An 11,897-nucleotide genomic window follows, 5' to 3' on the forward strand; every position below is an offset into this window, starting at 1 on the left:
CATCACTCGTGAGGATTCAAAAAACAAATGAGATCTGCCATTGCCGCACTTTTGTGCTCGTTGTCACTCGCCGGCGCCGCCTTTACCCAAATACCGGTCTCAACCCAAATTGCGATCCTGAAGGCAGAAGACGCCCGACGATTTGACGCTACACTCGAAGGTCTTCTAAAAAGCCCAAGCGAGCAGGTACGAATCCGGGCGGCGCTTGCGGCGGGCCGGATCGGCAATGCGGCGGCAGTTCCCGCTTTGGTCAGGCTGCTGGGCGATCGGTCGGAAAAGGTGCGTGAAATGGCGGCGTTCGCGCTTGGCGAAACGGAATCGATCGAGGCGGCGAATGCGATCAGGATCGCGTTAGGCGAGACTGCCCGGGCTCAGATGCCGGGAGCTGAAAAAGCGAACGTCCGCGGGCGTCTGGTGGAAGCGGCCGGTAAGATCGCGGCTGCGAATGCACAGGATGAGAGGTCAAAAACTCTAGGCGAAGCGATAAAGTTCATTTTAGCCGCGGAAAAAGAGCAGCAGACGTCGATCGAGACAACGCGGCTAGCTCTGACCGCTGCCCTGCGTGCACGGCCCACGGGGGTTGAGGAAAATGTGCGATTCTTCCTGCGCCATACCGATCCCGGCGTGGTAAGCGATGCACTGAACACGCTCGCACGGCTGCGTGCAAAGAACGCTAACCGCGACGCACGCGACCTTCTCGAGACGAATACGAATGCGATCGTTAGAGCGAACGCGGCAAGGCTTCTCGGTGCGGCAGAAGACAAAGAAGCCGTCGATCTGCTGATCAGGGCCGCGACCGCTGATGTTGATTCCCGTGTCCGTGTTTCTGCAATTCGCTCGCTTGCAACCCTGCGTGACCAGAAAGCCGCCGAGCCGCTGCTTTCGCGGGGCGAGGCGTTGCTTCAGGCCTATTCAAAGGCGAAAAAGCCGAACTTCATGCCGACCGAACTCAACGAGTTCATCGAGGTGGCAACGGCTCTTGGCCGTATTCTTGCGAACACGGATAATGCACGTGCCGATACGCTGTTCAGCGATTTCGGCAAGACCGACAAGGGTCATACGCCTGAAGTTTACGTCGCACGTATCCGCATTGGGCCGAAACGGGGCGACGGTTCGACGCCAGATTTGGTCAGCTGGAAGCAGTACCGCACTCTCGCGCAGATCGGCGGTGAATTTGCGGCGATCGAACCGACGAGCGAAGTCGGCAAGGCGATGAAGTTGGAAGCACCTGGCGTTTTTCGTCCGCTCGCAAAAGCATTTGCCGACGCCGACCCGGCGGCTGAAGGCGACAAAATGAAAGCTGCTCCGGACGTGCTAAGAGCCTTCGCGCGATTCAAAACCTCCGATCTTGAAGACGTCCTGCTTGAAGCGCTGGATAATCGCGAAAAGGAAAAGGATCTTTTTACGCGGGCCGCGGCCGCAGAACTACTTTCCGAATTGCCCGCATCGAAAAAGATAATAGATGCGTTAGAGGCCGCATACGAAGTTTCTCTCGTGACCGATACGGAATATAACGATGTACAGCTCGCTATCCTCGACGCATTGTATAAGCTCGACAAAAGGGAAGGCATCAACGTTTTCATTGGCGCGATAAATGCTCAAGACTATCTCGTGAGAAAAAAAGGCTTTGAAATACTCGGAGATAAAGAGCTGCAAAAGGAATTTCCGGTTATCGAAACTGCCGTACGAAATGCCCGAAAAGAAATGAAGGACCAGGTCCTTCCCTGGGGCGGGGTCCACACGAAGCTCGGCCAGATCTTGAATGCCGAACGCGATTATCAGCGTGCCGCGGCGCGGCGAAACGGTAGTATCCGTGCTGTTTTAACGACTCAGAAAGGGACCTTTACGATCGATCTGCTGCCCGAAGATGCTCCGCTGACGGTGGACAATTTTGTGAAGCTTGCCCGGGCCGGTTACTTCAACGGGCTTGAGGTCCATCGTGTCGTACCGAATTTTGTGATGCAGGATGGCGATCCGCGCGGTGACGGAAACGGCGGGCCGGGCTGGTCGATCCGGTGTGAGGTCAATATGGTCCGCTACGAACGCGGCGCCGTCGGCATGGCCCTGAGCGGCAAGGACACCGGCGGCTCGCAATGGTTCGTGACCCACTCACCTCAACCCCACCTCGACGGCGGCTACACCGTCTTCGGTCGAGTGAACGAAACGGGGATGAAAGTCGTAGATAAAATTGTCCGCGGCGACAAGATCGTCAGCGTGCGGATCGTGGGGCGGTAGGTGACCAAAACCTTCTTTACGGTCGTTTTTCGGCCAGATGGATCAGCATTCGAATGAACGACCTAGAACTTGAGCGCCGGCGAGTCAAGGTCGAGGAAGGCCTCGATAACCTTGCTCATTACCTTGACGGTCTGTTCAAGATACCGTTTACAGGATGGCGGTTTGGGCTCGATTCGATCATCGGTTTGATACCAAACGTCGGCGATACGCTGACGATGTTTCCGTCGTTCTATATTCTGCTCGCGGGTGTGCGTTATGGCGTGCCGAAGATCACGCTGCTGCGGATGGCGTTCAACATCGGGTTGGATTACGTGGTCGGGATGGTTCCGTTCGTCGGCGATGCATTCGATTTCTTTTGGAAATCCAACAAACAAAATATGGACCTGATCCGCGAACGCGCCCGCGGACACGGGACAGGAACGACCAGCGACTATATCTTTGTTTTTGCCATCATCGGTTTTCTTATTCTGCTTCTGGCATCAACCATCTTCGTAAGTGTTTACATCATCTGGGCGATGATCTGGGAGATCGTGACCGGGAATATCTGAGCAAAAGAATCACCGTCCGCTTTTGACGACCAGCTTCCGTTTTGCCTCGACGACAAGACCAGGACGGCGTGATGTAACAGTGATCGTCCGTTCACCCGGCTTCTCGGCGAACGAGATCTTTGGCGTATACGTCAAGACATAGCTGCCGTCTATGACGCGGGCGATGGCTGCGGTCTTTTCGATCATCTCTTCCTTTGTTTCCGGGACGATCATCGAACCATTCGTGTTTTCGGTGAGTAACGTGAGGGCCTCTTCGGCCGCTTCGAGGTCTGCCTTTCTACGCCTCATCGTTTCGAGGTGTTTGCGGTCAAGGCTGATCGTCGGGCCGATCTTCGGGGCCGTAGCTGCATCGCGTGCGCCGTTCGGAAGCTGGGCCGCAACTTCGGGCGGCATCGCACGCGGCGGCGGCGTTTTCGAGATCGCTTTCGTCCGCGGTTCTATATCGGCAAGCTCGAGTCTTGTGTAGCTGACGACATGAACGTTGATGTCGGTTGAAAGAAGTTCGCGAAAGGCGTTCACACGCTCGAGCGAGTTTGCGAGGCTGTCGGTCCCATCCGTGATCAACACCAAATGCCGGTTGTCGACCTCGTCACGCGTCAGCATCTCGGCGGCGAGCTTTATTGCCTGTAGGAACGCCGACCGCAAGCCGAATTTCGTCCGGCCGATAGCAGCGATTGTCGCATCACGGTCGGTCGTCCATTCCGAAACGATCTCGGGCCGGTCAGAATATTGAAGTATCGCCACCGAATCTTCCGCCCGCAGTCCGCTGACGAGTGCGGCGGCCGCCTTTCGGGTTTGATCGAGCGACTTTACCCACCGCAATTCGCCGCCGGTATCCATCACTATCAGCACGCTGGCAGGTATCCGCCGAAGGCTCGTCGCCTGATGCAGAATGTCGTTTTCGGTTATCACAAGATCTTCGGGCCGGACATCGTTGATGAATTTGCCGTCATCGCCGTACGCGAGCACGTTGATCTTAATCTCTTCGGTTTCAATACGGACAGGTGTGTCTTCCGGGGTCGGTGTCGGAGTCGGTCGTGCCCGCCCGCTCTGGCCGCTGGCCAACGCAACGCCAAGCGTGAACAGCAAAGCAACGCAAGAGATAAGTCGATTCGAACCCAAGGTCATATTGAGGTGAGATGCCGGGTCGCCGTTTTCGTTTGCTCCGCAATTCAGAGATCGGGATGTGTGTTTACAAATCGGATCAGATGACCGACGTAATCACGAAAGTCCGGACATTCTATACCGTGGGCTTCGAGCAGTTCGTCAGCGACGGCGGTGTCGTATTCCTGTTCGATAAAGAAGTATGGCACGCCTGAATGCGGCAGGCCGGTGAGCTTCGGCGTGATCCCCAGCATCAGCGACCATTCCACCAATGCCGCAGGCGGATGAATGACCGAGAATTTCCCGGTGAATGAAGCCGAGATCGCGTCAAAGAGCTCGGCCGTCGTCAGCGGATCGGGGTCGGCGAGAGCGACCGTTTTGCCGACCGCTGCTTCGTCACGTGCAAGTTCTGCGATACCTTCGACAACAAAATCTACCGGCACCAGATTAAGCCGGACCTTATCGTTGCCGACATTCACGAACCGCAGCAAAGACGGCGCCTTTCGAATATAGTGGATCAGATAATAAATGCCATCGTACTTTGCGGTTTCGCCGGTTTTCGAATCGCCGACCACGACCGCCGGCCGAAAGATCGTAACCGGCAGCTCTTCCTTTAGTTTCTCTACCTCTATTTCGGCAAGGTATTTCGTTTCCTCGTAATGATTCCGAAATCCGGCATCGTGGACGAGATCGGTTTCGAGTATCTGCCCGAGCCGTTTGCCGGCAACGTAACAGGTCGAGATGTAGTTATACCTTCGGAGGCGGCCGGCTGAGCGTGCGAGATCGTTTACGTTACGCGTGCCTTGCAGATTGACCTTGTACGCGACCTCTTTATCAACCGCGAGGTCGTAAACGGCGGCAAGATGGTAAATTTCCGTCGTTTCATCTCGAATGATCTCGAGATCGTCTGCCGAAACGCCCAGATCAGGCAATGAAATATCACCTGTGACCAATGCGAAGTTCTCAAGCGGAACGTTCATATCGTTCGCGATCCGTTCGACGGCCTTTGTCGCCGTTTCGACGAACTTCGGCTGGACGAGCAGAAAGAACTGTACGTCTGAACGAGCAAGCCGCGCGACGAGCCGCTCGGCGATAAACCCGGGAAAGCCGGTCAAGAAAACTGTCTCAGAAAAGCTCATTTCTACTAACTTATCAAAAGAGCGGGGCTTAAAGAGTGTCAGGCATCACGGTCGTGAAATTATTTCCACCTGTGGAAATCTATGCTAAAGTGTTCGGTTACAGCATCTGAACCATGATGACCGAAAGCGAGACAAATTCAAGCACATCGAACGGAGGGTTGAAAGCCGCCGTGATGTCCGAACTTGATGAGCCGCTTTGGGCCGTCATCTCTTTCGACCGGGTCGAATCTTCGGGCGTTTCTTATGCCGAAGCGAGCGAGTTGATCGAAAAGCTAAACAAAGAAGGCGTTGCCGGACTTTGCATAGTCACGATCGATGCCGCCGAACGCGCCAAGCACTAGCGTCCATTCACCATTCCAAAACGACCTTTCCAAAGCTCTCGTTAGACTCAAGATAGCTGTAGGCCCTTTCAACCTCGTCAAACGAAAACACCCGGTCGAGATTCGGGCGGATAGTGCCCGACGCAAAGAGAGGAACGATGTCCGATTCGAAACCTTTCATCGCAGATGCCTTTTCTTCGGCCGAACGAGAACGAAGAACGGTTCCCTTGATCGTCAACCGTTTTGCCAGGGCGACCCCGAGGTCGAACTCGGCTCTTCGGCCGCCGGTCAGGCCGACAAGCATCAGTCGGCCTTTCGGTGCGAGGCATTTCAGGTTTTGCTCGAAATAAGACGCACCGACCAGGTCCAATATCACATCCGATCCGCGGCCTCCGGTCGCGCTGAAGACACTCTCCGTGAAATCACTTGCGATGCTTGTATCGATTCCCTTACCGAGCCCGAACTCCCGGCAGCGTTGAAGCTTTTCGTCGGAGCGCGACGTTCCTAAAACGGTCGCACCGATCGCTTTTCCGATCTGGAGTGCGGCAAGGCCAACGCCCGACCCGACCGCATGGATCAAAAGGGTCTCACCTCGCGAAAGTCCCGCTTGGGTTACCACTGCATCGTGAGCCGTGACAAACGCCTCAGGGATGGCCGCCGCCTCCGAAAACGAAAGATCTTCAGGGATCTTTGCGACGAGTGAATGATCGACCGTCAGATATTCGGCCTGTCCCTCGCCGGCCGTGATCCCGAAAACACGATCGCCGATCGAAAGCCCCTTTACATCCGGACCAACCGCTGCCACCTCGCCCGCAAATTCGAGCCCCGGGATGTTCGGCGAAAATCCGGGCGGCGGAGGATATAGCCCCTTTTTCTGGATCAGGTCGGCGCGGTTAACGCCCGCGGCCTTTACACGCAACAAGACCTCCGATCCGGAGGGCGGCGGCGGATCGGCCACTTCGCGGATCTCAAGTCCCGCGCCGTCGCCAAGATCTGTTATGAACACGGCCTTCATTCTGGTCAGTGGTCGCGGCCAAATGGGTCGTCAACGCCTGAGCATCGTGACAACGTCATTTGCCTTGAGCGAATTCCCGGTCGCGCGCTGCAGGTCGGCTATCGCTTTGTTGAGTTCGGTCTGTGCACGCAGTTCGCCGCTTCGAGCGTTTGTCAGCGCGGTCTGACGTTCGAGTACCTTGTAAACGTCCGATTGGCCCGCGTCCAGCTTGCGCTGTTCTGATTCGTACTGCTTCGCATTGTTTTCGCGGGCAACTGACGCGGCGCGAAGCCGTGCTTCTGCCGTTCTCACAGATTGGATAGCGTTACGAACGTCAACCTGGATATTTTGCTCCAACTGTTCACGCTGTGTCTCGATCCGTTCACCTTCGACGAGCGATCGACCCAATTGCGCCTTAGCCGTCTTATCACCAAAAAGCGGCAGGTTGAATTGGACACCGATCCGGAATGTCGGGTATTTGTTGCGAAAGATACCGTTGTAGGGATTGCCGGTCAAGAGTTCAAGGTTCGCCTGCTGCTGCTGACACGCTGGCGAATTCGGATCGGTCGAACAGGGTGTCGGGAAACTCGGATTGAAATCCGGATTCTGGCTGCCGCCGACACCCGACGATGTATAGCTGGCAACGAGATCGATCTGCGGCTTGCTTTGATTCTTGTAGAACTTTCTATCAACTTCGTTTATATCTTTCTGCACCTTATTCAGCTCGAGTTCAGGACGATTTTGCATCGCAGCCTCGATCGCCTCGACCAGGGTCGTCGATGGTGCCTTGAGGTCCACCGGATCGACGGGTGTTATCGATTCGGCCCAGACACGATCGTATCTGTTCGGAGAAATAAGGTTTTTCAGAGCGTTCTCGGTCTGTGTGACGGTATTCAGCGCATCGTAGACCGCCTGTTCGAAATTCGCGACCTGCGTCTCCGATGCGACGATGTCGATAGGCGCAAGCTGGCCTTCCTCAACCAGCCGCCGATTATGCTCGAGCTGATCTTTCGCGTCGCGGACCGCATCACGCTGAACCTGCAGGTTTCGCAGCGCAAAGGTAAGGTCCCAATATGCCCTCTGAACACTCGTGATTATCTCGATCGACCGCTGCCTGAACTGTGCGTCGGTTAGCGAGAGGTTACGCTTGGCGATCTCGATGCTTCGGCGGCCCTGGTCAAACCCGCGTCCTCTAAGCAGCGGCTGCGTGACAGTGAAACCAATGCTCGCATTGTACTGCGGGCTCAGGATCGAGATCGGGTTATTTGAGGTCAATCGCTGATTGCTGACGTTTGCGGTCAAGACCGTTCCGAAACTCGGGACGTAGCCCTGCAGGGCCGCGTTGCCGACCAGCGAACCGGTGGTCGTGTTCTGGTTGGAGCTAAAGATACTTACGTTCGGCGCCGTCGCACGTTCATAAGCGGTTTGGCCGGTCAGCCGAGGCTGGAAAAAACCGCGGGCCGATTGCAGGTCAAACTCGGCTATCTTCACGTTCTTTCGGGTCACCTCGATGTCCTTGTTGTTGTCCAGCGCAAGTGCTATCGCCTCGCGCACCGTCATCGGCCGCTGATCGGTCATTTCAACCCCGACGCGGCCAAGGTCTGGCAGCGAACGGTCGTCGGTTTTGAAATTCGGTGCGATCTGAGGGACACCCTTTACCTCATCCGGCGCAACGCCGGCCTTATCGCGACCGAATGGCGTCGGGGAAGCTACTGGCGACGGCGGTTCGGTCTGGCCAAAGGCCGACGCTCCGCCACAGAATGCTACAAGAATCAATAAAATGAATGATCGCGCTAACATAAAATTAAGTGGCTGATCGGGCACGGCATTGGTCGTCGTGCAGTCTCAGCGTTTCACAAAAAGTGAAACCGAATGATGCATTACGATTTGCCGAACAGCGAACTCGTAGCCTGCGAAAACCGCCGTCGAATACCGCCGAAGAGCCAGTCTGAGGCTCGTCCGACATACTGAAAGAGCCGCATCTCGCTGAGGTCGTCAAAGATCGAATAAAAGACCGGTACGGCAAGCAGCGTCAACAAAAGACAGAGCGACTGACCGCCGACGACAAGGACGCCGATCGAACGGTTCGTTCCCGAACCGGCACCTGTCGACATGATCAAAGGGATCATTCCGGCAACCAAAGCGATGGTCGTCATCAAGATCGGCCGCAGTCTGTCGCGGTTCGACTGAATGATCGCGTCATAGCGGCCAAGCCCCTGCGAACGGAGAGTGTTCGTATGGTCGATCTGAAGGATCGCGTTTTTCTTGACAACCCCGAAAAGGAGCAAAAGCCCCAGCCCAGAAAAGATGTTTACGGTCTGTCCGGCGATCAGCAGGCTGACAATGCCGAACGGGATCGACAATGGAAGCGTAAGCAGGATCGTCACCGGATGGATGAACGATTCGAACTGGGCGGCGAGTACGATGTACATGAAAATGAACGAAAGTACGATCGCAAGAGCAAAATAGTAGAGCGATTTACCGAGCTCTTTAGATTGGCCGACGTAACCCGTCGTGTATCCGGCCGGAAGATTCAGTTCCTTAACGAACTTATCGATCTCGGCGGTTATGCTCGTTGCCGATCCGCCGGGCCGCGTGTTTGCCAGCAGTGTTACCTGCCGCTGGCGGTTCGTCCTTTCGATCGAGCTCGGGCTTGTGCCCTCGATACCCTTGACGAGGCGGTCGAGCGAGACCCATCCAAGTTTCGTCGAGGGCACGATCATTCGCTTCAGCCCCTCGATGTCCGAACGATAGTTGCCCGTCGCCCTGACGACGACGTCAAACTGATCGGCACCTTCGTTGAACGTGGTGGCTTCCTGGCCGGCAACGAGCGTGTTGAGAGCCTGCGAGATGTCGCCGACCTTAACGCCCAGGTCAGACGCCTTTTCACGGTCGATCTCGAGCTGAAGTTCGGGCTTGCCGCTGATCAGGGTCGAATCGACGTCAACCGCATCGGGCACCGTTTTCATCCGCTCGATGATCTTCGAAGAGTACTCCTCGAGCTTCTTGAGGTCAGGCCCCGCGATGAGAAATTGAACGTTGGCGTTCCTGAAACCGCCGCCCGAAAATGCGGCGACCTGCTGAACTGCGGTACGAAGTTCGGCCGGAAATTGCTTGAGCAATTCACGCGTCTCGCTCATCAGTTCTTCCTGCGACCGTTCTCGATCCTTAATGTCTGTGAGCTTTACGTAGATGCTTCCGCTATTAACGACGAGATCTTGTCCGCCGCCGGCCGTAACAAGCGTATCTGTGACGCCGGGCTGCTTTCTGATCTCGCTTGCTATCCGCTCGAGCGTCAGCGAGGTCGCGCCAAGGCTGTAGCCCTCGGGTGCCCTCACCGAGACCTCGAACTGCGACTGATCGTCGACCGGCAGAAAGTTCTTACCGACGTATGTGAAAAGCGGAATGATCGACAGAAATACCAAAATGCACAACGTGACGATCAGCCACCTGCGAGCCATTGAGAATCTGAGCAACGCGGTATAACCATCGAGGACATGTCTGAACCAGCCCGTTTCTTTTGAGTCGTGGTGCGCGTGATGAGCCGGCGTTTCCGAATGCTCCGCAACCACAGTGTCGGATTCGATGACCTCGGCGACGTCGCCTGCCGGCTCGTCTTTCGGTCTTTTGATCAATCGGGCCGCAAGCATCGGCGTCAGTGTGAACGACACGATCAGCGAAACACCGACGGCGAATGATGCCGTCAGACCGAAGCTTGACATGAATCGCCCGACGATACCCTGCATGAACCCGATCGGGACAAACACCGCCATCAGCGACAGCGTTGTCGCAAGAACGGCGAGCCCGATCTCTCGCGTTCCTTCGATCGCCGCCTGAAATGGGTTCATTCCCTTTTCTTCGACGAAACGGTAAATGTTCTCGAGCACAACTATAGCGTCGTCGATCACGATGCCGACCATCAGCGTGAGGGCGAGCATCGTTATCGAGTTGAGCGTATAGCCCATTGCGAACATCAATGCGAAGGTCGAGATGATCGAGGTCGGGATCGCGAGTGCGGCGATAAACGTCGATCGAAAACTCCAGAGAAAGAAAAATACGACGATCGAAGCAAAGATAGAACCAAGGACCAAATGTTCTTCGAGCGCGGCGACCGAGTTCTCGATGAATATCGAGTTGTCGCCGATGATCCGCATCTCATAACCGGGCGGCAGGGTCGGTTCGATCTCTTTCAATCGCTCCTTTATCTCGCGTGCAACGGCGACCGTGTTCTGCCCTGATTGTTTTGCGACTATCAGCGTTACGGCAGGCTTTCCGTTGAGCCGAGCTTCGGATCGGATCTCTTCCGCCCCATCTTCGACATAGCCGATGTCCCTGACCTTTACCTGGTATTCGCCACGTGCCGCAACCACGACATTCGCAAATTCTTCGGGCTTTCTGATCTTACCCATCGTCCTTACGGCCGTCTCTTTTTGTCCTTCGTCGAGACGCCCGCTCGGAAACTCGAGATTTTGAATTCGCAAGCCGTTCGATACCTCTGCCGGGGTGATGTTGTAAGAACGCAGCTTGTCGGGATCGACCCAGACGTTTATTTGCCGCTCTTGTCCGCCTATCAGCGTGATCTGGCCGACCCCGCTTACTGATTCGATGCGCTCCTTGATCTTGTCTTTTGCGACCTGCGTTACGTCGCGAAGCGATGTCGGCGCCGACACCGTTATGCGAAGGACCGGTGCCGCATCAGTGTCAAGCTTTATGACGGTAGGCTGTTCGGCCGTAACCGGCAGCCGCGGGATGACGCTCTGCACCTTCTGCTGGACCTCGTTGAACGCGACCTCGACGTCCTTCTCAAGCAAAAACTGTACGAAAACACGCGAGACACCCTCGATCGACGATGACCGAAGTTCATCGATCCCGCTTATCGTATTTACGGCTTCCTCGATCTTGTCGGTGATCTCGGTCTCGATCTCCTCGGGTGATGCTCCCGGGTTTACGACCGTGACCGTCAGCGTCGGAAAATCGATCTTCGGAAAGAGATCGACACCGAGACTAAGAAAAGAGAACGCACCGACGACCACGAGCGAGAGGATCAACATCGTGGCAAAGACGGGCCTTTTAACACATACTTCTGCTAACCACTGCATAAATCAAAACTCTCCAGATCAACTAAGCCTCAGCTGCCGTTTTCAGCGCCTTATTCATTTCGATGAATCCTTTTCGGGTATCTTCTTCGAGCATTCGCCACAAGATCGGCACCAGTATTCCCGTAAACTCCTCGCGATGAATGAATCGCGTCGTGTCATTATCGATCGGCTCTAGCCGGAATTCGTGTTTTCCGTCGAACAGACCGCCGATAAGCAGCTTCCCTTTCCACACAAACGCCTCATGCTTCTCAAACCGTACGATCTCGGGCTTAAGGGTAATGCCCTTTCCATCGCCCGGTTTGATATGAACCGTGAGTCTGCCGCCAACCACCTTTTCACCCTCGATCTTCCGAACGAACGGATTCCATTCCGGATATCGGTCAAAGTCGGCCAGGATCTCCCAGACGCGCTCGCGTCCGGCGGCGATCTCGATCTCGGTCGAAAGCACCTTCATACGA

General features: G+C 55.6%; 9 protein-coding genes. 3 read left to right on the top strand and 6 right to left on the bottom strand.

What is annotated here, in order from left to right:
• Positions 1-27 precede the first annotated feature (27 nt).
• Positions 28-2,235: a peptidylprolyl isomerase gene (locus IPM28_12590; GenBank protein MBK9173818.1), complete on the top strand. Its 2,208-nt coding sequence runs from the start codon at positions 28-30 to the stop codon at positions 2,233-2,235.
• Positions 2,236-2,288: 53 nt separating this feature from the next.
• Positions 2,289-2,783 (top strand): DUF4112 domain-containing protein, encoded by a 495-nt coding sequence (locus IPM28_12595; GenBank protein MBK9173819.1) that lies wholly within the window; start codon positions 2,289-2,291, stop codon positions 2,781-2,783.
• A 9-nt stretch (positions 2,784-2,792) separates the two neighbouring features.
• On the opposite strand, the gene IPM28_12600 is transcribed toward IPM28_12595, so the two are convergent.
• Together IPM28_12600 and IPM28_12605 are read right to left on the bottom strand one after the other, a co-directional pair.
• Positions 2,793-3,911: a VWA domain-containing protein gene (locus tag IPM28_12600; GenBank protein MBK9173820.1), complete on the bottom strand. Its 1,119-nt coding sequence runs from the start codon at positions 3,909-3,911 to the stop codon at positions 2,793-2,795.
• A 44-nt stretch (positions 3,912-3,955) separates the two neighbouring features.
• Positions 3,956-5,026, bottom strand: coding sequence for an SDR family oxidoreductase (locus tag IPM28_12605; protein ID MBK9173821.1), 1,071 nt, complete (start codon positions 5,024-5,026; stop codon positions 3,956-3,958).
• Between the two features lie 116 nt (positions 5,027-5,142).
• Here IPM28_12605 and IPM28_12610 point away from each other — a divergent pair, with 116 nt between their 5' ends.
• Positions 5,143-5,367 carry a hypothetical protein gene (locus IPM28_12610; protein ID MBK9173822.1) on the top strand — a complete coding sequence of 75 codons (225 nt, stop codon included), beginning with the start codon at positions 5,143-5,145 and terminating at the stop codon, positions 5,365-5,367.
• 7 nt (positions 5,368-5,374) lie between these two features.
• Here the strand turns inward: IPM28_12610 and IPM28_12615 are convergent, their stop codons facing one another.
• From IPM28_12615 to IPM28_12630, 4 genes are all read right to left on the bottom strand, one after another.
• Positions 5,375-6,361 (bottom strand): NAD(P)H-quinone oxidoreductase, encoded by a 987-nt coding sequence (locus tag IPM28_12615; GenBank protein ID MBK9173823.1) that lies wholly within the window; start codon positions 6,359-6,361, stop codon positions 5,375-5,377.
• A 30-nt stretch (positions 6,362-6,391) separates the two neighbouring features.
• Positions 6,392-8,140: a TolC family protein gene (locus IPM28_12620; protein MBK9173824.1), complete on the bottom strand. Its 1,749-nt coding sequence runs from the start codon at positions 8,138-8,140 to the stop codon at positions 6,392-6,394.
• A gap of 80 nt (positions 8,141-8,220) precedes the next feature.
• Positions 8,221-11,439 carry an efflux RND transporter permease subunit gene (locus IPM28_12625; GenBank protein ID MBK9173825.1) on the bottom strand — a complete coding sequence of 1,073 codons (3,219 nt, stop codon included), beginning with the start codon at positions 11,437-11,439 and terminating at the stop codon, positions 8,221-8,223.
• 22 nt (positions 11,440-11,461) lie between these two features.
• Positions 11,462-11,893, bottom strand: a complete 432-nt coding sequence (locus IPM28_12630) for an SRPBCC domain-containing protein (protein ID MBK9173826.1) — start codon at positions 11,891-11,893, stop codon at positions 11,462-11,464.
• Positions 11,894-11,897: the final 4 nt, after the last annotated feature.

Origin of the sequence: Chloracidobacterium sp. (assembly GCA_016716305.1) — a bacterium.
Lineage (GTDB): Bacteria > Acidobacteriota > Blastocatellia > Pyrinomonadales > Pyrinomonadaceae > OLB17.

Excerpts from the sequence above, each read along its gene's own strand:
- IPM28_12590 (MBK9173818.1), top strand. The coding sequence starts at position 28 with ATGAGATCTGCCATTGCCGCACTTTTGTGCTCGTTGTCACTCGCCGGC.
- IPM28_12595 (MBK9173819.1), top strand. The coding sequence starts at position 2,289 with ATGAACGACCTAGAACTTGAGCGCCGGCGAGTCAAGGTCGAGGAAGGC.
- IPM28_12600 (MBK9173820.1), bottom strand. The coding sequence starts at position 3,911 with ATGACCTTGGGTTCGAATCGACTTATCTCTTGCGTTGCTTTGCTGTTC.
- IPM28_12605 (MBK9173821.1), bottom strand. The coding sequence starts at position 5,026 with ATGAGCTTTTCTGAGACAGTTTTCTTGACCGGCTTTCCCGGGTTTATC.
- IPM28_12610 (MBK9173822.1), top strand. The coding sequence starts at position 5,143 with ATGACCGAAAGCGAGACAAATTCAAGCACATCGAACGGAGGGTTGAAA.
- IPM28_12615 (MBK9173823.1), bottom strand. The coding sequence starts at position 6,361 with ATGAAGGCCGTGTTCATAACAGATCTTGGCGACGGCGCGGGACTTGAG.
- IPM28_12620 (MBK9173824.1), bottom strand. The coding sequence starts at position 8,140 with ATGTTAGCGCGATCATTCATTTTATTGATTCTTGTAGCATTCTGTGGC.
- IPM28_12625 (MBK9173825.1), bottom strand. The coding sequence starts at position 11,439 with ATGCAGTGGTTAGCAGAAGTATGTGTTAAAAGGCCCGTCTTTGCCACG.
- IPM28_12630 (MBK9173826.1), bottom strand. The coding sequence starts at position 11,893 with ATGAAGGTGCTTTCGACCGAGATCGAGATCGCCGCCGGACGCGAGCGC.